This is a genomic window from Parabacteroides gordonii MS-1 = DSM 23371 (assembly GCF_000969825.1).
Taxonomy (GTDB): Bacteria; Bacteroidota; Bacteroidia; order Bacteroidales; family Tannerellaceae; genus Parabacteroides; species Parabacteroides gordonii.
On sequence record NZ_KQ033922.1, the window covers coordinates 90,789 to 117,195 of the forward strand.

15 protein-coding genes are annotated in these 26,407 nt (G+C 42.9%); 6 read left to right on the forward strand and 9 right to left on the reverse strand.

Going from position 1 to position 26,407, the window contains the following annotated elements; all coding sequences use genetic code 11:
* The first annotated feature begins 4 nt into the window (after positions 1-4).
* Positions 5-1,252, forward strand: a complete 1,248-nt coding sequence (locus HMPREF1536_RS25845) for a DUF1015 domain-containing protein (protein ID WP_028727451.1) — start codon at positions 5-7, stop codon at positions 1,250-1,252.
* A 103-nt stretch (positions 1,253-1,355) separates the two neighbouring features.
* On the opposite strand, the gene HMPREF1536_RS25850 is transcribed toward HMPREF1536_RS25845, so the two are convergent.
* Together HMPREF1536_RS25850 and HMPREF1536_RS25855 are read right to left on the reverse strand one after the other, a co-directional pair.
* Positions 1,356-1,868 carry a DUF4833 domain-containing protein gene (locus HMPREF1536_RS25850; RefSeq protein ID WP_028727452.1) on the reverse strand — a complete coding sequence of 171 codons (513 nt, stop codon included), beginning with the start codon at positions 1,866-1,868 and terminating at the stop codon, positions 1,356-1,358.
* 3 nt (positions 1,869-1,871) lie between these two features.
* Positions 1,872-2,339 (reverse strand): WbuC family cupin fold metalloprotein, encoded by a 468-nt coding sequence (locus tag HMPREF1536_RS25855; RefSeq protein ID WP_028727453.1) that lies wholly within the window; start codon positions 2,337-2,339, stop codon positions 1,872-1,874.
* Between the two features lie 101 nt (positions 2,340-2,440).
* Here HMPREF1536_RS25855 and HMPREF1536_RS25860 point away from each other — a divergent pair, with 101 nt between their 5' ends.
* The 4 genes from HMPREF1536_RS25860 (at position 2,441) to HMPREF1536_RS25875 (ending at position 9,220) form a co-directional block, all read left to right on the forward strand.
* On the forward strand, positions 2,441-5,179 hold the full coding sequence (locus HMPREF1536_RS25860; protein ID WP_028727454.1) for a hybrid sensor histidine kinase/response regulator transcription factor: 2,739 nt from the start codon (positions 2,441-2,443) through the stop codon (positions 5,177-5,179).
* Between the two features lie 177 nt (positions 5,180-5,356).
* Positions 5,357-6,226, forward strand: coding sequence for a carbohydrate kinase family protein (locus HMPREF1536_RS25865; RefSeq protein WP_374938046.1), 870 nt, complete (start codon positions 5,357-5,359; stop codon positions 6,224-6,226).
* Positions 6,227-6,524: 298 nt separating this feature from the next.
* Entirely contained in the window at positions 6,525-6,956 is a 432-nt protein-coding gene (locus tag HMPREF1536_RS25870; RefSeq protein ID WP_028727456.1) for a hypothetical protein, read from the forward strand.
* A 53-nt stretch (positions 6,957-7,009) separates the two neighbouring features.
* The gene (locus HMPREF1536_RS25875; RefSeq protein WP_081693301.1) at positions 7,010-9,220 is read left to right on the forward strand and encodes a TonB-dependent receptor; all 2,211 of its coding nucleotides are present in this window, start codon (positions 7,010-7,012) and stop codon (positions 9,218-9,220) included.
* Between the two features lie 147 nt (positions 9,221-9,367).
* Here HMPREF1536_RS25875 and HMPREF1536_RS25880 read toward each other — a convergent pair whose 3' ends face one another.
* Complete coding sequence (locus HMPREF1536_RS25880; protein WP_028727458.1) at positions 9,368-9,859, reverse strand: SPOR domain-containing protein; 492 nt, start codon at positions 9,857-9,859, stop codon at positions 9,368-9,370.
* 85 nt (positions 9,860-9,944) lie between these two features.
* Between HMPREF1536_RS25880 and HMPREF1536_RS25885 the strand changes: the two genes are divergently transcribed.
* The gene (locus HMPREF1536_RS25885) at positions 9,945-12,053 is read left to right on the forward strand and encodes a dipeptidyl-peptidase Dpp5 (protein ID WP_199884268.1); all 2,109 of its coding nucleotides are present in this window, start codon (positions 9,945-9,947) and stop codon (positions 12,051-12,053) included.
* A gap of 81 nt (positions 12,054-12,134) precedes the next feature.
* Here the strand turns inward: HMPREF1536_RS25885 and HMPREF1536_RS25890 are convergent, their stop codons facing one another.
* The 6 genes from HMPREF1536_RS25890 to HMPREF1536_RS28325 all read right to left on the reverse strand — a co-directional run.
* On the reverse strand, positions 12,135-14,789 hold the full coding sequence (locus tag HMPREF1536_RS25890) for an InlB B-repeat-containing protein (RefSeq protein ID WP_028727460.1): 2,655 nt from the start codon (positions 14,787-14,789) through the stop codon (positions 12,135-12,137).
* Positions 14,790-15,836: 1,047 nt separating this feature from the next.
* Positions 15,837-16,745: a 23S rRNA pseudouridine(2604) synthase RluF gene (gene rluF / locus HMPREF1536_RS25895; RefSeq protein ID WP_044191988.1), complete on the reverse strand. Its 909-nt coding sequence runs from the start codon at positions 16,743-16,745 to the stop codon at positions 15,837-15,839.
* A 142-nt stretch (positions 16,746-16,887) separates the two neighbouring features.
* A complete protein-coding gene (locus tag HMPREF1536_RS25900) occupies positions 16,888-22,539 on the reverse strand; it encodes a T9SS type A sorting domain-containing protein (RefSeq protein ID WP_028727462.1) in 5,652 nt (1,883 codons plus the stop codon).
* 194 nt (positions 22,540-22,733) lie between these two features.
* Positions 22,734-24,083, reverse strand: coding sequence for a fimbrial protein (locus tag HMPREF1536_RS25905; RefSeq protein ID WP_028727463.1), 1,350 nt, complete (start codon positions 24,081-24,083; stop codon positions 22,734-22,736).
* A complete protein-coding gene (locus tag HMPREF1536_RS25910; RefSeq protein WP_028727464.1) occupies positions 24,080-25,105 on the reverse strand; it encodes a FimB/Mfa2 family fimbrial subunit in 1,026 nt (341 codons plus the stop codon). The genes HMPREF1536_RS25905 and HMPREF1536_RS25910 overlap by 4 nt, the downstream gene beginning before the upstream one ends.
* A gap of 17 nt (positions 25,106-25,122) precedes the next feature.
* A partial coding sequence (locus HMPREF1536_RS28325) for a fimbria major subunit (RefSeq protein ID WP_233426438.1) occupies positions 25,123-26,407 on the reverse strand: 1,285 nt, incomplete at its 5' end.

Genomic DNA, 26,407 nt, shown 5'->3' on the forward strand with positions numbered 1-26,407 from the left:
CACTATGGCAAAGATTAAACCTTTCAAAGGTATCCGTCCTCCAAAAGATTTAATAAAAGAAGTCGCTTCACGCCCTTATGATGTGTTGAATTCGGAAGAAGCACGCGAAGAAGCAAAAGGAAACGAAAAGTCTTTATACCATATCATCAAGCCGGAAATAGATTTCCCGGTAGGAACTGACGAACACGATGCTGCCGTCTACGAAAAAGCAGCAGAGAACTTCCAGATGTTCCAAGATAAAGGTTGGTTAGTTCAGGATCAGAAAGAACAATATTATGTCTATGCACAGACAATGAACGGACATACACAGTATGGTTTGGTTGTTTGTGCCTATGTAGACGACTATCTGAAAGGCAATATCAAGAAACATGAACTGACCCGTCGCGATAAAGAAGAAGACCGTATGAAGCATGTTCGTGTGAACAATGCCAATATCGAACCGGTATTCTTCGCTTATCCCGACAATCCTGAACTGGATGCTATCGTGAAGAAATATACGGCTAATGTACCGGAATATGATTTCGTGGCAGAACTGGATGGTTTCGGTCATACCTTCTGGATTATCGACGAAGAAAAAGATATTGCCCGCATCACTGAGTTATTCGAAGCGATGCCTTCATTATATATAGCAGACGGTCACCACCGTTCGGCTGCTGCTGCCTTAGTGGGAGCGGAGAAGGCAAAACAGAATCCGAATCATCGCGGGGATGAAGAATATAACTTCTTTATGGCTGTTTGCTTCCCGGCTAATCAGTTGACTATTATCGACTATAACCGTGTTGTAAAAGACCTGAGCGGACTGACGGAAGAAGAGTTCCTCTCAAAAGTGGCAACGAACTTTACCGTAGAAGAAAAAGGTACGGATATATATAAACCGGCCGGACTTCATAACTTCTCCCTCTACCTGGGCGGTAAGTGGTATTCCCTGACAGCTAAACCGGGAACATACAACGACAATGATCCGATCGGTGTACTGGATGTGACGATATCTTCCAACCTCATTCTGGATGAAGTGCTTGGTATTAAAGACCTCCGTTCGGATAAACGGATCGACTTCGTTGGCGGTATCCGTGGTCTGGGCGAATTGAAGCGCCGTGTGGACAGCGGGGAAATGAAAGTGGCTCTGGCTCTGTATCCTGTCACCATGAAGCAGTTGATGGATATAGCCGATACCGGAAATATCATGCCTCCCAAGACAACCTGGTTCGAACCGAAACTACGTTCGGGACTGGTTATCCATAAATTGGTATAAGAACGATTTATTCATAAATAGAAAAGCCCCAGACTAAAAGTCTGAGGCTTTTTTTATAGGTTCTCCTTTATTATAAGAGAACTTTTATGCCTTTTGAATATCCTTATTTTTTCACCCTCTCTGTCACCTTCACCCCTGTATCGATTGCCGTTCCCTGCAATTCGACATATTCAACGCCTAACGGATTGTTGGGCTTGCCTTTTACGTAGAGCGATTCGAGTATGGCCGGTTGGTTGTCGATCGTTGTCATGCAGACATATTTGGAGTCTTTTTTGCAGATTGTCAGTTTCTTGCCGGAGTAGGCGGTCAGGGTCACTTCACTGGTGTTGTCACCTTCCGATACCAGTTTGTAGCCGTAAGCCATTTTACGTTGGAAATAACTTAAGCCGTTGGTTTCTCCCACCCGTTCTTCCCGGTTTACCCAGTAGATGTTGAGAGGAGATTTCGTATTCAGCTTGCCGTTTTCCAGGTTCACGTCGTAGCATACCAGGTTTTTGTTGAGGCTCCGGGCGATATGGAAAAGCCGCTCGGCAGTAGGATAGGTACTGTCGTCCGGGTTGGAAGCATGGACTACCGTAATAAGGGAAAGAAGCAGGATTAAATAAATTGTTTTCATCGCTTATAATTGGGAAGTAAGATAAGTTAAATATTCGTCGATACCTTTTTCGTCGTCCGGTTCCGGGCTCCACGGTGCCATATTCTCCGGATGCAGAGGGGCGAAAGGCCCCGGTTTCACTTCGTAAACGACCGTGCCTGATTCCAGTACAAGCAGGCAGTGCCAGATACCAGGTTTGATTTCCGCACCATACGAGCCGGCTTTCGGGTCGAACAACAGTTTTTCTGTGATATTTCCTTCTTCATCGAAAAGAAAGAGCATCGCTTTGCCGCGGAGAAGCAGGAATATTTCATCCTTGTTCGGGTTCAGGTGGCGGTGCGGACGGATATAGGTACCCGGTTCCATTGCGTTGAGCAGGCGGTTTACCGGATCGTCCAGTTCTTCATGAAAATTGTAATTCATGCGCAGGCGGGGAGACTGTTTGGCCCGGGCTGTTGTTTCGTCAAGTAATTGTTCGTTAATTATTTTCATGTTGAATAAGTTTTATTTTAAGCTACGAATGTACAAAATAAATCTTGGCTGTTCTACTGATAATCCTTACATTTGTGCGGAACCCAAAAATCAACAAATACATGAGGTCTTTTATACTTCGTCTCTGCTTTATGATCTTTATGCTTTCTCTTGTTCTATCGTGTAAGCGGGAGGGAAAGGAAAAAACTTATGTAGTGGGAGTCTCACAATGTTTCAGTAACGATGCCTGGCAGAAAGCCATGTTGCTGGATTTGCAGGTGAAGGCTTCGGATTATCCCAACCTGATACTGAAGATAAAAGACGCTGAAGAAGATAACGATAAACAAGTGGCTGATATCAAGTCATTCATAAAGCAGAAGGTAGACCTTCTTATCATATCACCTAATGAGTCCAAGCCGGTGACACCGGTTGCCGTTGAGGCTTTCCGGGCGGGGATACCGACGGTCATTATCGACCGGAAGATCGATTCGGACGAATATACTGCATATATTGGGGCTGATAATTATGAGATCGGACGTTCTGCAGGCCTGTATGTCAACTCATTGCTTAAGGAGAAAACGACAATTGTCGAAATATGGGGTAGGAAAGGCTCTTCTTCGGCACGCGAACGCCATCAGGGTTTCACAGATGCACTGGTTGGGAATGAGAATATCACGATAAAAGAGGTGACAGGCGGATGGCATTATGAGGAGACAAAGAAGAATATAGCTGCTTTAGGTTCGTTTGACGATATCGATATTGTTTATGCCCATACCGACCGGATGGCACTGGCTGCCCGGGAAGCGATCCTGTCAAGAGACCCGAGGGCTGCCGAAAGGATCCGGTTTATCGGCATAGATGCTTTGCCCGGTGCGGGGCGGGGGATAGAAGCTGTCAAAAACGGTTACCTGACGGCTTCGTTCTTGTATCCGACAGGGGGTAGCACGGCTATCAAGGTGGCTTGGCAGATATTGACCGGGCAATTCGTCTCCAAAGAATATGCTCTGACATCCGCCCTGATCGACAAAGGAAATGCCGGTACCATGTATCTGCAATCGGAGCAGCTGACCAATTACCAGGAGCAGATCGAGAAGCAACGTAATAACCTGGATGAAATATTTTCGCAATACCGCTTCCTGCAAAACTCGGTAGGGATGATCCTGTTGCTGATGGGGTTATTGATTTTGATGTCTCTTTATGTGATACATATCTACCGGAAGGTACAGAGAAAGAACCATGAATTGAAACGGACGAATATACAGGTGGAACAGCAAAAGGAGGAACTGGCCGCTGCCAACCGCAAGGTCGAACTGGCGACTGCCCGTAAATTACAGTTCTTTACCAATGTGTCTCACGAAATCAAAACACCTCTCACCTTGATACTTGGCCCGTTGAACAAACTTTCGAAAGAACTGCCGGAAGGTTCGCCGCTGGCCGACGATATCCATATAATCAAGAAGAATGCGGAACGGTTGAAGCGGGTGGTCAATCAGTTGCTCGATTTCCGCAAAGTGGAAAGTAACAAGATGAATATGCGGGTTACGCAGGTGGAACTGGTCGCTTTTATTGCCGAGGTAAAGTCGTATTTCGAGAATATGGCACAGAGCAGGCAGATAAACTATTCTTTTATTTATGATATCTCTTCTGTCTATCTTTGGGTCGATACGGATAAGATGGAGAAGATACTGGCTAATCTGTTGTCGAACGCCTTTAAGTTTACGCCGGATGGCGGAACCGTAACGATCCGTTTACAGGATCATACCGGTTACATTACTTTATCCGTGGAAGATAACGGGAAAGGCATTCCCCGTGAGAATATCGCTTCCGTGTTCGACCAGTTCTTTACAGGCGATCAGAATTATATAACCGGGACAGGGATCGGCCTGCATCTTACCCAGGAGTTTGTCAGTATGCATAAAGGCCATATCGACGTGCAAAGTACGCCGGGTAAGTTAACCGTCTTTACCGTTGAACTACCGAAAGGCAAATCCCATTTTGACGAGACCTGCACGTTTGCCCCTTCCGTCACCGAGCTATCCAGTGGAGTTGCCGAGTTGGACACGAAAGAAATGGAGGAAATGGTGAACCGTACGTATGATTATACAATCCTCATTGCCGAAGATGATCCTGATATCAGCGCTTATCTGCAGAAAGAATTGCAACGGAATTTTCGCATCTTATTGGCGGAGAACGGAGCGAAAGCCTGGGAGATACTACAGAATGAAGATGTATCGATCGTTTTGAGCGATATCATGATGCCGGAAATGAACGGATATGATTTATGTAAGAAGATAAAGTCGGACATGGCATTCAGCCATATCCCTGTTATCCTGCTAACGGCCTTGTCTGATGACAAGCAACGTATGTATGGTATAGCCAGCGGTGCGGACGAATATATTCAGAAGCCGTTCAATATGGAGGAAGTCAAGTTGCGTATTATCAAACGGCTGGAAGAACGGAGCCGCCTGCGGGAAGCTCTTGCACAGAAACTCCAATCCCCTTCTACTGCCGAGATGAAGTTTGAAAAGGTAGAAAGCCTGGACGAATTGTTTATGAGCAAGTTCGTGAAACTGATAGAAGATTCGTATGCCGATTCCGATTTCAGTATAGAGAAGGCCAGCGAAATGATCGGACTTTCCCGTGTACACCTCTACCGGAAGATAAAAGAGCTGACGGGGGTTACGCCAACCGACTTCCTGCGCAATTACCGTTTGAAACGTGCTGCCGTCCTGTTGCAGCAGAAAACATATAATGTGAATGAGGTTGCTTACGCTACTGGCTTCGCTTCGCCGGCATACTTTTCCAAATGTTTTAAAGCCGTATACAACATAACCCCGACCGAATATCCGGGAAAAGAATAACTCTCGTTACATTTATGTAACATCCGTATGTAACTGTTGATACTAAATGTATTATGTAACGATAGTTATTGATCTTGTAGCATCCGTTATCGTCCGTATCCTTTTCTTCCTTTACTTTTGCATCATCAAAAAGTGGTAAAATAACGAATAAGGTAGTGTGTCTGTATAATGGAAGAGATGAAACAACAAAATAGAAAACCGGTCGTAGTCGGTATAGGTGAACTCCTTTGGGATCTGCTTCCTACAGGAAAAACTGCCGGCGGTGCTCCGATCAATTTTGTTTATCATGCTTCCCGCCTGGGTGCCGAAGGGTTTGCTATCAGTGCCATTGGTGATGACGAAAACGGACATGAGATATTGAAAGAACTGGATACTAATTCTATCCGGTATCTGATAGATAAAGTTCCTTATCCGACCGGGACAGTAGATGTCGAGCTGAAGGAGGACGGAATCCCCGAATATACAATTACCGAAAGGGTTGCGTGGGATCATATGTCGCCGACGGCTGGTGCTGTCGATCTGGCAGAACAGGCGGATGCGATTTGTTTCGGTACACTTGGACAGCGTTCTTTGCAATCACGTGAAACGATTCAGGCAATTCTTTCTTTTGCACCGGATACGGCATACCGTTTGTTCGATATCAACCTTCGCCAGCATTATTATGATAAGGTCTTGATCGAAGAATCGCTTTACCTGGCCAATGTGCTGAAGATGAATGAAGAGGAAATGCTTCAACTGAAAGACCTGTTCGGACTGAAAGGTTCGGGAGAGGAGGTAGCCACCTGGTTCATGAAGAATTATAATCTGAAAATGGTGGTGCTGACGGGCGGAGCTTCCTATAGTGCAGTGTATACACCGGAGGAAAGTTCTACGTTGCCGACCCCGAAAGTGGAAGTGGTCGATACGGTTGGTGCAGGAGACGCGTTCTCGGCCGCCCTGATAATGTCATTGTTGAAGGGGAGTAGTTTGGAAGAAGCGCATCAGTATGCCGTGAAGATTGCAGCGTTTGTCTGCTCCAATAAAGGTGCATGGCCGGCATACGAATAAATTATGGATGTTTCAATGCTATTATAGATTAGATTGTGTGTATTAGGTATTAGTTTTAAGGCAAAAAGATGGTTAGTTTTAGGTTTTTAGTTTAAGTTGGTGAAAAGGTCCGGAGGTTCCGGGCCTTTTTTGTTTTTTGTAATAGTATATGGCATTATTAAAGTGTAATATCTTTGTATGTTGAATATCAATAAGACTTAATTTGTCAACAATTTGTCACTTTAAATATTAGGCATAATGTAGAATGATTTAATATTTTTGTACAAAATCACTATGTTGAAACATAAAGCAATATGTTATGAAAACACTCAAAATTAGAATTTTATTTGTTGTTATGATGCTGTGTGTGACAAATCTTACAGCAAAAGTACAAGTTATTGGACCAGAATATCTGGGAATATGGAAAAAACTTTCTCCTGCTCCTTCTCAGGTAGATAAAAAATTAGGTTATCTAAAATTTACTATAGAAGTTCCCCCCGAAGGTATACCTAATGATTTTAAAGTGTATGGGCCATCAGTTGTATTTACGGGGAACTGCTGGGGAAGAACATTCGATCTTTGGTTAGAGTATAGGGAGTTACTCGTTGAGTCTGTGGTTACAAATTATGTTGTTACTTATGAATTTCCAACTAATAAGTTTCATTCAGATTTACCATCTGGTATGAAACGTTGTTTTTATCATTTGGAAATTAATTTGAGAGATTTACCGGAAATATTGAAAAGTCTCTAGATATGAATTTATAAACATTACATAGAGTGAATAGACTTAGATAAATAGGGCTAATGAAATACTATTTTACTTTTTTATTGATGTTTTTCTGTTTTCAGTTGGATGCACAACGAATAGAACTATCTAACGAACGTATATTTTTGTTTACAAATAAACCAGCATGTAAACAAGGAGATACTATACAAGTTTATGGTCAATTGTTGGCATCCGACAGGCAGTATACTCGATATAGTAATTACGTTTATGTGGAATTATACAATAAGAAAGACTCTGTACTTCTCAGACTAAAAACGAAATGTAAGGCCAACGGTTCTTTTTCAGTTCCTTTTCAAGTAGACTATGATTGGGCCAACTCTGTTTATTCTTTACGGGCTTATACTCGTTTGATGCAAAATTTTAATCCGGAAAGTTTTCCACAAATAGAGTTGCCTGTTGGAATGGAACTGTTTATTCCAGAGGAAAATGTTCCAGGTGTAAAATGTTTTTTCTTTCCAGAAGGTGGACAATGGGTAAATGGGGAGATACAGAATATGACTGTTTATCTGACTGATAGTCATGGATTATCTTTAGAAACACCTTTTTATATACTTAATCATACTGATACGGTTATCAATACGATATCTTTGGCTTCTGGTTTACAAACCATCCGTCTTTTACCTAAGGATGGTGATAATTTTGTATTACATGTAGCTTATCAGGGTGAAAAATTCATGTTCCCTTTGCCGGAAAGGAAGCTGGGACATACTTTGCAAAGTGTTATGAATAGGAATAAAATTAGCTATAAAGTCATTTCAGATGGAGAAAGAATAACAAAGGAACGACTTTTTATTTTCCGTCCGGTAAATGGACTGGAAGAAATAACACTGACAGAGCAACAAAATATGGGTATTCTGAATCTGCCACCAGAGGAAACCGGACTTTTTATTTTGTTTTTAATAGATGAATCTGCTAATATTATTGCTCAGACTGTACATTGGAAAAACAATAAATGTCTTTCTATTGTATTAGAAAAAAAAGAATATTTGCCATCAGAAATCCTTAATTTACAAGTTGACTTGTCGATGGATAGCGTTCTTTTGTATCATCGTATTGTAAAAAGAAGACAGATTGCTAAACCTGCTATTTTGCAGACTGATTTAGAAAGCGAATTATTTTCTCCTATACCTTTCCCTAAAAATTATTTGATAAAAAATCCCGGTGAAGTTACTCAAGATGTAGAGGCATGGCTACGTAGTACCCGTTTTATCCGTTTTTATCCGGCTAATATAGTTGATAAAGATTTTCACTATCGCTATCAACCGGAAACTGTCAACTTGTTTACTGGTAAAATCACTTATAAAAATGGTAAGCCATTAAAAGGAGGAAGCATTGTGGCTTACAATTCAGTTACTAATAAAGTTGACGGTGGAGAAGTTGCATCAGATGGGCGGTACATTATACCTGTATCTGACTTCGAAGATGGTGATTATTTCTTTTTGCAGGCACATCCGGTGAAAGGAACTGCCGGATTTTATGAATATATTCCGGATAATGACACATTCCCATCTATAGTTAGTCACCTACAATCTTATTATTCGGATCGAAAATATGCTGAGGTAGGTGTAAGTTATCAGGATAGTTCTGGCTTTATCTATCAAGTTGATGAGTTTGGCAATCGGGGCTTTATTATGCCGGAAATAACTGTAAAAGCGAGAATTAAACAAGATAAGTTTGTCTCTACCGAGAAATTCTATAATGTCAGTTATTTTGATGAAGAAGAAATGGATAAACGTAATTACGTGAAAATAGAAGATATTTTTGCTGATATTCCTGGTGTCTCTTTTTTTTGGTCTACTGTTATAGATGAGCTTGGCAAAGAGAAGCAAATACCAAGATTAATTAGTTTGAGAGGGATGAGTACGCTAAGTGGCGGTGATTTGATTGTATTATTAGATGGACAAAGAATACCTTTGGAAGAAGTTATACATATGCTTCCTCCTCGCGATATTGCATCTGTTGAACTGCTTAAGCCCTGGCAAACCAATGCTTTGACGTATGGTGCAATTCATGGTGCTTTAGTTATAAAAACAAGGGAAGGGGTACGATCTGTCGATATCTCCAGTAAAGGTTTCTATTATTATCCTTTGGGACTTATACAAGGAAAAGGGTATTCCAATACAGCTATTCAGGCTCCATCTACCTCAGGTTTGTATGATTTATTGATTGATATGGTTACATTGGAAGGAATGGTATATTCTTACAGGTTCCCGTTTACTGTCCATTAACTGAAGGTATTTGCTGACTAAAGTAGAGAATGGTAAAACATACTAGTATTATAATAAATGAAAAGGGATTATCCGGTAACGAATATCCCTTTTCCAATGCTGATAATAAGCTATTTACTTAAATGTAAAATCTTTATTGTCTTGTTTTTAGTACTGTCTTTCCAGTAACCATGCATCCTGGAAATTAGGAGCATACTTTGCTTTGATAGCGTCGCGGCTGTCGGCTGCATCAGCTTTGTCATTGAAGCTGGCAACGATTACGCGTAACATACCTTGTTCGTTTTCACCTAATACAGCGTTGTAGCCATCATTCTGCATACGTTCTTTCAGGGCGTAAGCATTTGTTTTGTTCTTGAAGCTACCGATCACTACACTGTAACGTTTCAGACGGCTTGCGTCTTCACCTTGTGCAGCATTGATCCGTTCCGCACGTGTGGTTGCAGTCGAAGTTCTGGGTTTGGAAACCGGAGCGACTTCCTCTACCACCTCTTCTTCTTGTTCTACTACCTCAACAGGAGCTGTAGATTCTTTTTCTTTGGCCTGTTCGTAAGCAGCCTTATAAGCACTCTGTTTAGGTTTACATGAGCCGAATGCTAATACCATACTTATAGCGGCTCCAAATAACCAAATCTTATTCATACTGTTCAGTTCTTAAATTACTTGTGCAAAGATATAAATTATATTTACTAATTTCGCACACAGAATATAATATATTATAATGTACATGAATAAATCTATTGCAACAATGGTTATGGCAACATCCGTATTACTAGGTGCTTGTAACCAGGATGCTAAAAAAGCAGAGGACACAAGACCCGTTATCGGACGTTCGGAAATCAAGATTACCGACGGACGGATGACACCCGAAGCTCTTTGGGCTATGGGACGTATCGGAGGAATGAATGTTTCTCCGGACGGACAGAAAGTGGTTTATACGGTCGCTTATTACAGTGTGCCGTTGAACACAAGTAACCGGGAAGTGTTTGTTATGAACGCTGACGGATCTGATAACAAGCAGATCACGCACACTCCCTTCTCGGAAAATGAAGCTACCTGGATCAAAGGCGGTACAAAGATCGCTTTCCTTTCAGGCCAAAGCGGTAGCAGCCAGCTCTGGGAAATGAACCCGGACGGAACCGACCGCAAACAACTCTCCGACTATGACGGTGATATCGAAGGTTTTGCCTTCTCGCCCGACGAAAAGAAAGTCCTCTTTATCTCGCAGGTAAAGACGGTACCGAGCACAGCCGACAAATATCCGGATCTGGATAAAGCGACCGGTGTCATTGTCACCGACCTGATGTACAAGCATTGGGACGAATGGGTGACAACTGCCCCGCATCCTTTTGTCGCCGACTTCGATGGCAGCAAGATCAGCAATCCGGTCGATGTGATGGAAGGCGAACTGTTTGAATCGCCGTTGAAACCTTTCGGCGGTATCGAACAACTGGCATGGAATACCACGTCCGACAAGGTAGCGTATACCAGCCGTAAGAAAACGGGAAAAGAATACAGCCTTTCTACCAACTCCGATATTTATGTATATGATCTGAATACCCGGCAGACTGTAAATATCAGTGAAGGGATGATGGGATACGATACCAACCCGCAGTATTCGCCTGATGGTAAAAGTATTGCCTGGTTAAGTATGGAGCACGATGGCTACGAGTCTGATCAGAACCGTTTGATGGTGATGAACCTTGAAACAGGCGAAAAGACTTTCGTAAGTAAGGCTTTCGACTCCAGTGTCGACGGATTCTGCTGGAGTAACGATGCCCGGACAATCTATTTCACCGGTGTATGGCATGGTGAGACTCAGGTATATCAGATCGATTTGGCGGCAAACAATACGATTACTCCGTTGACAAGCGGAATGTATGATTATGAGGGCGTAACTTTGTGTGGCAACAACAAGCTGCTGGCAAAACGTCACTCCATGAGCATGGGGGATGAGATCTATGCGATCGCTCTCGATGGAGATCATGCCGTTACTCAACTGACAACTGAAAACCAGCACATCTACGACCAGCTGACAATGGGTAAAGTAGAAGAACGTTGGATGAAGACAACCGATGGCAAGGATATGCTTACCTGGGTGATCTATCCTGCCAACTTCGACCCGAATAAGAAATATCCTACCTTGCTGTTCTGCCAGGGTGGCCCGCAGAGTCCGGTCAGCCAGTTCTGGTCTTATCGTTGGAACTTCCAGATCATGGCAGCCAACGATTATATTATCGTAGCGCCGAACCGTCGTGGTTTGCCGGGCTTCGGTAAAGAATGGAACGAAGCCATCAGCGGCGATTATGGTGGCCAGTGTATGAAGGATTACTTTACGGCTATCGACGAAATGGCGAAAGAACCGTATGTAGATAACGATCGCCTGGGTTGTGTAGGTGCCAGCTTCGGCGGTTTCTCCGTATATTGGTTAGCCGGTCACCACAACAAACGCTTCAAGGCTTTCATTGCCCACGATGGCATCTTCAATATGGAAATGCAATATCTGGAAACAGAAGAAATGTGGTTTGCCAACTGGGATATGGGCGGCGCTTACTGGGAAAAGAATAATCCGGTGGCTCAGCGTACATTCGCCAACTCTCCGCATTTGTTTGTAGATAAATGGGATACCCCGATCCTCTGTATCCACGGAGAAAAAGACTACCGTATCCTTGCCGGTCAGGGAATGGCTGCTTTCAATGCTGCCGTGCTTCGCGGCGTTCCTGCCGAACTGTTGATCTATCCGGATGAAAACCACTGGGTATTGAAACCGCAGAACGGCGTACTATGGCAACGTACTTTCTTCGAATGGCTGGATCAGTGGTTGAAGAAAAACTAATATAAATTAAGAGTATATTTAAAAGCTCGTATTAAGGAAACGCAACAACCTTAATACGAGCTTTTTGTATTCACTCTCCTGTCAGAACATCACCTTTACCACTTTATCTCCGACCTTGACGATGAAAGTGCCGGAAGGCATTGGGAGACGGGTGTCGCCTGCAACCAGTTCCCGGCTGTGCAGAAGGAGACCGGAGAAAGAATAGACAGATACGGTTTCCGGTTGCGGGACATGGATGTCTAAGATACCCTTCGATGCTCTGATATTAATGCCGTCAGCCTCAACTGTGCCGTTAGCTACCGAACCGGTATTCTTTACAACGCCATCGATAAATATTTCCACATTGCTTCGTACATATTTTATAAGGTATGCTCCATCGCTTGTACGGGGTGTAATCGTTTCGCCCCGATCGGTTGTGACGATAGGGGTCGACTGGTCGTATTCGGGGGCGAGTGTCAGGTAAAAGCGGAAACTGCTCCAACTTTCTACCTCGTATTCGCCGGCTTCGGGATCGGTCGTAATGCCTTCTACTTGCGGGAGTATGACTGAATAATAGGTTATCGGATAATCCGGGCCCGGCCCTGGTTCTGGATTTGGTTCCGGTTCTGGCTCCGGAATCTTACTGAATGTCGCTTCCACTTTTACATCAGAGTTGACAATATAGGCATCGCCTGAAGTAAAATCCGTATCGTTCACTTTTAGGCTGGCTAAGTTATATCCTGTATTGGGAGTAGCAGTGATAGTTAGAACCATACCTCCGGAAATGGACGAACCTGCCGGGATAGAATTCCGGGTAGGAGACGATACGGTTATTGTACCATTCTGTGGTGTGTCGTATGTAAGGGTAAAAGCTAAGAAATCAGACTTGGGAATATTGGGTTGTACCGGTTTTTCCGGTTGACTGCCCCCTGTGTTTTCGCCAAAGGCTTTTAATATCGGAAGGTTTGTGCCGGAAGGGTCGAACGACCAAACGTTTGTATCGTCCCATTGGTCGAAGGCGTTTCCTGTGTCTTTCGTAAAGTTATTAGAAGTGAGATCGTCTCCGTCTTTGCCGGCGGCATCACTATCCCAATTGCCGGGGATAAGGGGGCTGGCAAAATTCGAGGTGAGTGTACCGCTATTATCGGCCATTATGCGACCGAAGTATACTTCGCTAGAGGCTTTCAGTTGAAGCTCGTTTTCTGTAATATCGCCTATTCCTTCTTTATTTAAGGCTATACAATGGGTAATACTTCCATCCTGATTCAGACCGGCTATTCCACCTGCAGCAAAGTTTGAACTTATCTTGCCTGTGGCATAACAATTCTGGATGGATGTAATCTGAGTTTCCCCATTCCTAGCACCTAGCCCGACAATCCCTCCGGCAAAGGCTTGTGCTTTTCCCTCTTTCTTTGCTATTACGTCTGTCGCCGAGATACAATCTTCTATCGTTTCATATGTTGCATATGCGGCAATTCCTCCGGCATAACTTCCTGTTAGGTCATTGCCGGTTATATTCCCGGATGCATAACATTTCTTAATGCTGCCAAAGCATATCCTTCCGGCAATACCTCCTGCTATAGGAGCAGTTATATCACCAGAACTCCAACATTCCGATATATTGAAAGGAGCAGTCGTAAGTCTATATCCTAAAATTCCTCCTGCTGACTTTAAGGATGTTACTGAAGTTGTATTGTAACAATTAGTAACCAGTCCTCCAGCATAATTATATCCTATGATACCACCAGCATAACCTCCGGTTTCTTTGGTGGAAATAGTTCCTTGGGTTGAACACTTTTCAACGGTTCCCTTATAATGGTATCCAACAATTCCTCCGGCATGAGCTCCTGCTGAGATATCTACATGAACGGTACATTCGGATATTGTGCTGGTTCTGGGAGAGCCACCGACAGCTTGTAAATCGCTTGCGCCGGAAATACCACCGGCATAACTGTTAGGAGTGTCATCCTTCCGCTCATCGACAGCCATAACGGAACCTGAATATTGGCAATTAGTGATAGATGAACCTGTATTTATTCCGATAATCCCTCCGGCAGAAAGGGCTGAAGCATTCGAAAGAACTGCTTTTACATCGGTGGTAATGTTACAATCCGTTATCTCACTACCTATTAATTGTCCGACTAGGCCGCCTACAACTAATTGAATGGAACTGGGTTCATCACCTGTTATGTTTCCTCCTTTTACCCCACATTTTGTTATTTTACTATTCGTAATATAACCGGCCAGTGTACCGATATTATCCACACCTTGCACATGTAAATCTGTTGATGCTATTTCGATCTGTAAATTTTGAACACTACCATTCTCTATACGCCCAAATAAACCGGCATAATTATTATCATCGGTACTAATGGCAGCTAGATTACGGATCGTCTTTTCATCTCCATCCAATATACCTTTGAAAGGATTGCTGTTGTTTTTGCCGATAGGTGTCCATGCCTGCTCCCCTAAGTCTATATCTTCCGTCAGCTTAAAATAAACACCTTGAAAGTTTGTTTTACCGTTTATCGTCCCTCCGTTTTCCAGTGTAAGCTCTTTTCCTCCGGCATTCGTTTGTTGTGCCAGGTAAGCAAGTTCCGAAGCCGAGGCGATTTCGATCGGATTATCTTCCGTACCGGTTCCGTTGCCGACATTGACTATTTTAGTTGCAGCTGTACCATCCCAGGCTGTGGTTTGCGCCTGGGTTACGATGGAACAAATAAGAAAAGAAATAAGATAAATCACATTCTTTGCCATAAATCACATGTTGTCCGTTGGTTTGCCGGACTTTAGGATCCATCAGTTCCCGGAGTGGATGGTTATAAAAATAAAGAAGGCGTAGGAACTGTTGATATATCTCCGTTTGAGGCCTTCGACTGCCCTATATACCGATATAAACAACAACCCACGCCCTTTATTGAAATATAAGTATGGTTAGCACATACTTGTATATAACAAAGAAAGGAACGTGAGCGTTCTTGTTGTCTATTATCCGGTATATATGAAAGTGTCGAAGTTTCAAACAGAGGATAATATCTTAAAAACGCTTCTCGTAATCAATAAAATGTACCTTCCGGTATCGCTATACCGGGGTACAGGGGCAAAAGTAGAGAGAACCTTCCGATTATGCAAACAAAAGTGAATCAATTTTCTGCATCCGTTGAAAACAGAGTGCTGATAAATACCTGGCATTACATATTGATATTGATAAAACAACTATCATACTATCACTTTTACTTATAATATATTGTATGTAAGTATTTTAACTTGTGATAGTTAGTCAATTTAACCATCACTTATCTATCACACTACTATCACTCCCTACATAAAAAGTTACATAGGTAGTATCTTATTTTGAGTAAGTATATGACTGAAGTTCAATGATATAGTAATATATGTTGTTTGACATCCGGGTGTCGAGGGTGTCGAGATCCGGGTGTGAGCATCGTCAACATGGGGGTGTGAAATAGGCTGAAACGGGCATCTTGATAACAAGAAGTCTGCATCCGGGTGAATTAAGTCTATATGTTTTTTGCAAATAGATAGGGAGCAAACGAAGTATAAGATGCCATGCATAGGCGTAACAAGCATTGATACGCAGTTAAAGAATGTTGCCGCTTGGTTAAAATACAGTTAAAGTGATGGTTGCGTGATAGATGAGTGATAGTTAAATTGACTAACTATCACGGGGTAATCTCCTGATATATAATTGTATATCTCGTAAAGTGATAGTGTGATAGTTGATTTGACTAAAACATTATAGGTAGCCTTCGCAAACAGACTAGGGTAATGCCTGAATACCGGTTATCTCGAACGTCTTTGCGTTTTGCTTTTAGGATTGAAAGAAGTCTTTCTTCCGGCTGCCGGTTTGCCCGGTTTAAAGTTGCCCGTTGCCGGCCGTTCCTTTTTAGCGGGAGAAGACTTGACCGGTTGACTTTTGGTAATCGTACTGTTTTTAGGAGTAGTACTCCTTGCTGGCTTGCCTTTCTTGGCAGACGCTTCTTCTGTTTTTACCGAGTTGGCGATCTTCTTATATAAAGTCTCTGTCTCGGCAGGAGTCAGGTCGCGGTATTGTCCGATTTTCAGATCGTTCAGATGGATGTGCATGATACGTGTGCGTTGCAGCTTGGTTACATTATACCCCAGATACTCGCACATACGGCGGATCTGGCGGTTCAATCCCTGACGCAAAACGATTGTAAATGAATGGGTTCCTTTTTGGGTAAGTTCGCATTTGCGCGTAACGACTCCCAGGATCGGGATGCCGCCTTGCATGCGTTTAATGAAATCGGCTGTAACCGGCTTGTCTACCGTTACGAAATATTCCTTGTCGTGATTGTTGTTGACACGCAATATCTTGTTGACTATATCGCCCTCATTGGTGAGTAGTAATAATCCCTGTGAATCTTTGTCCAACCGTCCGATCGGAAAGATACGTTCGGAATGTCCGATGGCATTCACTATATTATCCTTTTCAGCAGGATCGGTCGTGCTTACAATGCCTACCGGCTTATTGTAAGCAATGATAATAGACTCCGCCTTGCCGCTGATGATCTCACCAAATACCCTAACCACCTGTCCGGGTAAGACCTGGGTTCCCATTTCTACCTTTTTTCCGTCAAGGGTGACTGCGCCTTGCTCGATATATTTGTCAGCCTCACGTCGCGAACAGAATCCGCTTTCGCTAATGTATTTATTTATTCGTATTTGCATAGTGAAATTAGGAATCTGATTTGGTGAAGGCGCAAAGATAATACAATTTATTGAACCTTCTCCATCTCGATAAAAAAGCAAGACTATCTGAGAGTAGAAATCAGATAGTCTTGCTTTTTATTATAAAGTGAACAATCTTTCGTTACTTTACATCTACTTTTTCTGTAACGGTTTGGGTGATACTCTCTGCTTGTACCAGATAAATGCCGGGTCGTAAATATTCGATAGCAGCTACCGGAGCATTGATGTAGTTCAAGACACGTATCTGTTTACCGGAGATATCGTAAACCGTTATCTTTGTCAGAGGATCGGTAGACGAGATGTCGATTCGACCGTTTGTACTACTATAGAATATGATCCGGTTTTGGGCAACAATCTCGTTTGATGTAACGATTGATCCGTTCAGGAAATAACGTCCGGAAGTATTGCCCGGAACGGTTAATGTCAGATTGTCTGTTACCGGATAGCTCTTGCCTGCCTGTTTGTCGACAAGGGTTACATTTTGCATGGCTCCTGATACTTTGAAGCTTAACTCTACGGGGGTGGCATCTTTGCTATGGATACCCACCGGGATTTTGTTCAGCTCCGGCGTCACGTTGATAGCCGTCATCTGGTTGCCGGCAAGGGTGTAAACTTGCGGTGCGGCTACATCCTCGTTGATCAGCAAGGTGGCATCTTCGCCCTCCACATAGCTGTCTGATGCGGTGACAAGGCCGGCTACGACTGCGGTGTTGCGAACGCCGTCGCGGGTAGCGGTGATGCGCAATTGCGGCAGGGGTTCATCGGCAGGGGAGGAGGTAGCAGATCGCAAACCTGGTTTTCCGGTTGCCGGGGCTTTCGCAATCATGTCGGTGGTGAAAGTGGCAGAAGCCAGATCCTTCACGATGAATGACTGGAGAGGAGCAACAAACTTAGGATCTGCGTCACCTGTCGAGATGGAATATTCATCACCCAGGATATGGGTAGTCGTACCTGTAGCAGTCATGATATAGTAAGTATTTGTTGACTTACCGTTTAAGAACTTCGCCATATCCAGATGCGACATGAACGGGTTGCCGAACATACCGCCGGTTGCCGAAACATTACAAGAAGTAACAGCACCTTTCCCTTGTTTGTCCGGACTGATATAAAAACGACCATTATCTGTACGATTAGTCAACGATGTTTCATTTCCTTCACTACTACTCGTATTACCATAATATTTATATTTCATATCCGCTTTGGGCAGACGGAACAACACTTTATTAGTAGTACTACCAGCCGTCTTTGTCCCAATCGAAAATCCCGTACCCGGTGTGAAGGGAACATCTACATCGTTATACAAGTTCGACCAACTGCCTTTAATTCCATAATTGACTCTTGTAGAACCAGAACCATCGGGACGAACCACCGTAGCCGTTGTCTTATCCCATCCGCGCATATAGACAGCCGGCTTCCAACGGGTATAGTTTGTGTTATCATAGTTGATCTCCCCAAACGCCGGTGTTTCCTGACGTGCATACTTACCGACTGTCGAAGTTCCTATCGGTAAATACATATCCCCCGACACCACGCCTTTCAAGGGCGATGCGAGCATGTACCAGCGGTTCGGAGACATTTCATAATCTACATGAGCCTTGTTGTAGGTCAGGTATTCCGTATGCAGGATTTCCGATTCGGGCTTGATGTAGATTTCGTTGCAAGTGTTGCCGTAGAAGCGTACGCAGGAGTAGTTGTGAATTGAACTGGCTTTATCCGGATTAGCTACACTTCCGAACAACTCTCGTTCATAATCCGGGTCGGCAAGCAAATCGTACTCGATGTTCTTGGTGGGGGCACCGATAGTTGCATCCATGTTTGCCGGAGCCATATCCAACAAGGCTTTCGGATCTGTTGTCCGTTTGCTCAATTTGTATAAATGCGGATAGGCGGCATAAGCTGTACCACCATTATCGGCAATCGTCACTTTCGTGAAACGCATCGGGGTGTAGGCTTCATCGTGTGTACCATTTGTCTCGGCACTTTTTCCGCTTGCGTCCGGCATATAAAGTTCTGCATCATTAGACCGTCTCCAATGATTTGAACCGTCGTTGTTCCAGTTGTGCATATCGGTTTCTTTTCCTACCCACGTCACGTATTCGGGGACGATTTTGAGGGTGAGCATGAAAACACGGTCGCCATAAGGTTTTGTAGAATTATCCGTCCTACCGACTACCTTGTAAGGTATTCCTACCATATACCAAAAACCTTCTTTAAAATTTTCTACGGCTTTCTTGTTGAATTGGATTTGGAAGTAGTTCTTTCTCCATTCTACATCTTTTTCTTTATCATCCACAAGGTTGTATAAAGTTCCAATTACTATTGTTTTATCCCAATTTGTGTCTGAAGTTTTGTAGACCAATATATTTTTATCATTTGTCATAACAAATTTTTCATTCTCTAATGATGTACGGGCATGAATCGGAATACGCAATGTACCGTTATTGCTATGCATATCCTGTATTTGTACTAAACCGACACGTACGGAACGGACGTGTGAACCGTCAAATGGATTCTCATCCGGCTGGGGAGTGTCGGGATCTTCAGGATCTTTTGGATCAGGGTCTTCGGGATCGTCCGGATTGGGATCTTCAGGATCCGGCACGTCGGGATCACCCGGACCGATGGTCGGAGGTGTTCCGCCTAGAAGGAATTCGTGGGGGTCTGAACATATTACGGCTTTCTGATCCTTTAATTCCGCTTGATCCGTACGAGGAAGCATAACTCCCCATTGTAAAGTTTTATCGGTAGGGATAGTGAAGTTAAAAGATTCTACGCCGAAAATCAATCTTCCTGTAGGAGTTGATTCGCTATATACTCCGTACTTTTTTTCTAACGCGTTTTTTATATTAATCTTTTCTGTATCACTACTACCCCTGTCATTAAACGCTGCCATTAAAGCTTCCATGATAGAGTAGCTTGTACCGTTTACAGTAATCGCTTCAGGCTTAATAAACTCATCCCATGTTCCCAAAAACCAATCAAACACAGGGTCTTTACAAGTAACCAGTTCATCTGAATTTTCATCCGGATTATATTTCAATATCCCAGTTACAGTAACTGATTTGCCTGGTTCAATATCTTTTATATCAACATTCTTGCCATCTTGCATAGCCATTACACGATCGCCAACACCTTCCAAAACAAAAGAATTATAGAATGAACAAGTTACACACTCTCCTGAGATTGGTGTTTCAGACACTCGGGCAACATAAGTCTTATTGGCTGTAAGTTCTCCATTGATGGATACATTGGTAGAGGTGATATAGTCGTCAGTAGTGCTATATGAACTATTACTTGAGGATTCATCAGTCCATGCCATATCCTCTATGCGAGTTGAAAGATAAGAAACACGATAATCTGATGGCTCTTGACTATTGTATGCTATTTTAATAGGGCTACCAGTTGGAGCCATTTCTCCATTCTCATTCTCTTTTGCATTATAAATAGCATAATAGATGCGGGTGAAATAACTAAGAGCGTTTTTTATTTCGGATTCGTTTTTTCCTTCGAAAAATTTCTTCAATAAATGTTCTTCCGGCAACTTCATATAATCCTCATAAGATACTTGAAAATTAGAAGCAACCGGTTGATTTGCTGTCAATCCGAAATTTCTAAGCAACATATTGTAATTCGATTTAAACTTCACCGTTTTTATCTTTTCATCACATGGGTTACCCGATTGAACGACTTGGATATCCGGTATTGTTTTGAAAATACGAATATCATCAATGGCGTAGTCGGCTCCGTCGGTGTGAGGCTCGTTGTTTTGGACTTCCAGGTAGAATTCTGTACAATCTTTTATCATCTCCTCAGAAACGATAAATTTGTAATGGAATTGTTGCCATTGCATGAGGTTCATATTAAATTTATTTCTGGTTTTTTCATTCACCTTATAGGCTTCAGGATGATTAAGATTATTTTCTTGATAATCCGTTAATGCATCTCCTGTTGTAAATCGATGAATTATAACCTCCTCTTCTCTCTTCATGCCTTTCAATATTATATTCAGATTTGGAGCCAATGGAAGAGGATTACCTTCAGCATATATATCACATCCGGGACGAGTCATATCAGCCAACCATCCTGTTACGGTCAGTTCTGTATTGCTACAAATAGTACCTTCTATTGGTATAGAAACCAAGGTACCCGGTTCGTCAGTTGCATCTATATAATAGAAATAACCGAATTTTTCATCATCTGTACCTTTTGTTATTTCATGAGTACGGTCGTACAATGTTTTATTTTGATAAATTTGTTTTTGATATTTATATGCACTCTCTATACGAGGAGTTATCCATTTGTATTTTCTAACACCTGTTATCAAATTGTAACATTCCTGCTTGTCTCCGGTATTGACAGTATTTTCAGTTTGGGGAGCAACTGCACTTCTAAATAAACCATACATACCTGGATATGAAGTAAAACATTCATTATTATTATCAAGTAAAGACTCACCATCTTTATATATGAAACCATAACTTGTTAGGGACTGTTTGAAAGAGCCTAAAGGATTACTAGACATATTATCTCCTTTAGATATAGATGATGGTAATTGTTTGTTTTCTTCTTTTTGATCAAAATCAACAATTCCAATCTGTCTATATTTTTTAGTATTGCCTCTGGGCCATCTCTCATCATTTTCATCTTTATTCAAATCTTTTTCCAGCTTGAACTCGGCATTTTCAATCGGATGAAAAATGAATTTGATTAAAATTGGGCTTTCACCATTATGACCTTCTATTTTGCATACAGCCTTGATTTTAACCGTGAAGTCTTTGTTTCTGTCTATTTTTTCATCTTCTAATTGTAGTTTTTGAGTCTGTTGTAAATCCAATGGTACTTCTTTCGTTACAAGACGAAAGTCTTTAAATTCACCATCGTTTATACTATATTGAAATACTGTACCTTGATGTATAGCATCATCTTTTTTCCAAAAATAATTATCTGGAGCATAAGGCATTGAGAAGTTTATTGATGGTGCATTTTTAGGAAAATCTATATTATAAGTTGTAGGTTCCTTCGAACTATAAGAAGGACACTCTTCCGCCTTTTTGATTATATACTTATATCGTTTCAACAAAGTAGGTTCTTTATATATACTATTGTCAGATAATATTCCATCCTGATAAATACTCACATCACAATATACAGTGTCATTACCCGTATAGTTTTCTGGCAATGTATAGGCAATAGTAGAGGCATCAATTCCTAACCCTCTATTATAGTATCCAGTACCTTGACTTTTCACAATAGATTCATCTTTCAATCTGTTTGACCAAATTAAACCTCCGGTATTTTCAACTTTGACAAAAAAATCACGTGTTCTGTAAATATCATTATTAGGTACACTATTGGAGCTTTTTTCATTACATAAACTCAATTGCCCACCTCTGTTGCTAGCCATAGTTACACTAACAACTCTTTCTTGATGTTTAATCGTTCCTTTTCCCGTTCCTCCATCCTTATCTTTTACATACCAATGGACAAACCAGTTGTAGGTGTTATCATATCTGGATTTCGTTTCGTCATATTTTCTTGTATTTATATTCAACTCCGGGATCGACAATACACGTGGCTTCGCAGGGTCGACAAAAATTGTCTTCTCCTCCGTGTGTACATTGTTATGATTTTTTGAAAACTCCAGCTTAATCTTCGGCCTGGAGGCTTCTGTGCCATCCTGCCCCCACGCTACCATCCCCTCTGTCGTCAGCAGAGCGAACGACAAGAGTAGCATTCGAAGCCATCTGTCATATATTATTTTATTTCGTTTCATCGTATTTTAATTTTGTTGTTATATCTGTTGATTATTAAGGTGAAATCTACTTAGTAAGTAAGCGGGAACTTACTCGATAAGTAGACTCGTTGTTACTTACTAAGTAGACGGATGCTTACTTTATAAGTAAACGGAGGGCTACTCGATAAGTGAGTTTGCCGGGTCTATAGCCGACAGTAGAAAGTTGGTTGCGGTTATTCAAATATGTCCACAAACTTCAATGTCACCGTAAAGGATAATGTTCGTTTTGCGTCAGGGTTTCTTACCTCCAAAATGAACGTTGCGGTTTGTGTATCGGTTGCTGCACCAATCATGCGACCGGTTATTTCTGTTCCTTTTATTGATAAATCACCGACAAGTAAGCCGTCATCATTGTTTACTATACTGTTATCGATTGACCAGGTCAAATCATTAACATTTAGCTCTTTATTTTCTTCCAATGATTTCAATCCTTTTATTGTGATTGTAAACGGACCTCCACCTATTATCCCACAAACCAAAGATTTATCGCCATCAATATTTGTCGTCACATCCGGATACCCGCCTATCGGTGGATTTTCCCCTTTTATGCCTAAAGTAAGTTCATAACTTGCAAATACCAAATTCAGGTTCCAAATATGATTACGCGGAATCCGTTTGACGAAAGATGTACGTTTGCTTCCACTATGTTGATTATCTGCATGTGAAAAGTTGCCGATACTGGTAGTTGCCAACACAACTTCGAAGCCTTTATCTTCTTTCGATTCGTTAATATAAATCCAATCTGAACTTGCTTTTTGAGTATCATCAGCGGAAAGCGTTTCGTTCTGTAAAATGCTTTCAATGCTCCATCCGTCTCCTGCCGTTGGCAATATATTGTCTTCTCCCTTGTCAAATAGATGGGAACTTGTATTAAAAGGTTTTATTTCCAGATTATTGATAGTTATTTCATGTTCCGTTTCATTTTTGACGGTAACTTTTAACCGACTGACCAGGCGAATTAACCGGATTGTTTTCTTCCCGGAAGATACTGTCCACGTCTCAGAAAAACTCATCGGTAGGAATTTGTTATTATCCGGATCGAACGAGTTACTTGTCCAGGAAACCGTTTTACTAAGTAAGTCCGGCATTTGTTGTCCTTCCTCTGTTCCGATTGCTGTATTTAAAGCTGCATCATTCAACGATTCCCAATTGGCGAATGCGTAAATCTGCTTCGTCCCTTTGGTTAATGTGAATGTTCCGGAAGTCCAGCTTTCCAGCTCGCCTGTTTGTGCATCCGGATCGGTACTCAAATCAGGCTTAAACTTTTTCTCAACCGTATTGGATGCATTGACGATAAACACTACCAGTGAATTGATCTGTTCGCCATCTAAGGCATCCTTATCATTTTTGCTTGCTTTCGTTTGTAGCGATTGCGAAGCGTTGGAAATGCCTACCTGTAAGTCCACTTCTACCGTTTCCGGAAGATCGGGCGATCCTTTTTCTCCGCTTACGCAACCGAATGCGAGGAAAACGGAGAAAAAGACGGCCCATAGGGTGTTATGATAATTCAGTCGCTCTTTCATAATCCCATCTCCTCATTACCTAATGTCAAATCTTCGAGGCGGATAATCCAGTCGTCTACCACCACTTCGAGGCAGTGTGCACGTCCGCCGGCGATATCTACATAGGCGGTGATCACATACTCGTCTTGGCGATCCAGATATTCCTGACCTTCCAGTTTATGCGATGCAATTTGCGTCAGCTTTAAGAGTTCCGTCAGGTTGACGTTGATGAAGGGCGTTTCTTCGCTCGCATAACGGATGCGTAGTGTGCCGGTTCCGTTGTCTATCAGGCGGAGTGTGTTCAGTTCGGTACAAACGGCTTCGTAGGCAACGGTTTCATTGCCGGCGGCTTTGACCGTCTCTACCTGTTGCAGGTAGGGCAACCAGGTGATGCGGGTGGGCGAAAGCGGGTTGTTGTGCGAATCGAGATCGCTGTTTGTCGTGGTGACAACGAAGTTGAATGCTTCCTTTGTCAGCTCTGTGCCCCGGTTGGCATCGATCAGGATGAAGCGTATTTTGTTGGTATTCTTCACCAACGGAAATTCGGTGTCGGTAGCACCGCCCACGGGGATCGTGTAGTTGAGTTCGCCCTGTAAAAGGCCCGACAATTCGCGGTCTACACGGTTTTCGACCGTTTGTACCGCCATGCGGAAATCGTCGATGGGAGAACCCGGAGACGGTTCGGTCCAGGTATAATCTTGTGCATTTAATCCGGCCCACGCCAAAAGGCGGTAGTCGCCCGGATTCAAATCGCTCAGGTCTATTTCGTTTCTGTCCAGTTCTTCGCCTTCGATTAATCTGGAAGAAAGGAATTTACCTTCGTTGTCGTAAATATACAAACGAACGTTTTTTGCCATTTCCTGATTTTTCATTTCGTAGGCAAAAGCATCGGCATGTTTGATGTTATGACGGTATACGAAACGCAATGTGTGCCGGCAAAGAGGTAAGTCGGCATGGATATAATCGCATGAAAACAGACCGGTCAGGCAGAGTGCTGCCAGTACCGGAAAGATAAGATATATTATTTTTTTATGGTGTTTCATTGTTTTCTAATTTTAATTTAGAAGTAAAGAGTTTCATCGGGGAGTCCTTCCCACGGTTTTACGATTACCTCGATTTCAATATTCAAACCGGGATTATCGGGGTCGTCCGGATCGTCCGGATCATCTGGTCCGGGTGGATCGGGCGGGGTAGGCTCATCCGGGTCTTCGGGATCCGGATCAAATGGCGGTTCGTAGGGGATGTCTTTACCCAGGCCGTGGATATTGCGGATATGCAGTTTATAAACGTTATTCCGCACGATGGCATACTCCATAATACCTTTCGAAGGATGGTTGTTGTTGGAGTGGCGTATCCAGTGTGTATAGTAGCAGATCCCGTTGGCGTAGGTATGCAGCGCATAGCGTGCCAGCAATCGGCGGGTGTCTTTACCGTTTAGATTGATGGCGGGCGTTCCGTCGGTATTCGTGGAATAGCCGAATGTGGCATACATATAATTGTTCCAGTCGAGCAAAGCGGCTTCGGCTTCGGTGAGTTTGCTGGCGGTATCTTTGTCCTTCATTTGACGGTTCAGGTAACGGTTGTAGCCTGTCGGGTCGTTCTTTTTCATCCCTTCCGCCAGTGCTTTGACATCTCCCCAGGTTTTGCCAGCAAAGTTGTAAGTTACTACATTTGTACCGTTGCCGGAAAATGCGGTCATTGCAGCTTCGATAGACCCGTAGATTACGTCACCGAAAGAGAAGAAGGTAAACGCGTTGCCGTCGGCTCCGGCCTGTTCGGTGTTGTTTCCGGTAGCCGGGTTGTAAGCTATATATTTTTTAGGAACGTATACTGCCTTGAAAACGACTCCGGTATTGATGTAAGGGGATTGTTCGGTTTTCGAGACGGTATTCTCTTTTGTGTAACCGATCCGGTACCAGTCTCCAACGCGTTCTCCCAATCCGGGCGCGAATTTCCAGTTGGCGGTAGAAGTGCCGTAGCCTGTGAAATAGTTTTCATACAAAGAAGATAATGCTTGTCCGGAGCCGGAGGGTCGGTCGGGGTTGAATACCAGGCGGTTGACGTTTGCCAGTGTCTTGATCCGGCTCCAAGGGTCGAGTACATAGTTAGTTTGGTGATCGCCCCATTCGGGAAGTTCCAGGCCGAGATACTCGAGTGTGTTTTCAGAGCCGTAGGAACCATCAGAGGCTGCTCCGATTATGCGTTTGAGCATGTAGGAACCGGCATTGAATTTGTTGACGATCAATGCGCCGGCGATTGTTACGCTAGCTTCTCCCGTTGTTTGGTCTGCCACTTCGTAATAATCTCCAACTGTCCGGAAATCAACGCGAGCGGCATGCCGCCCC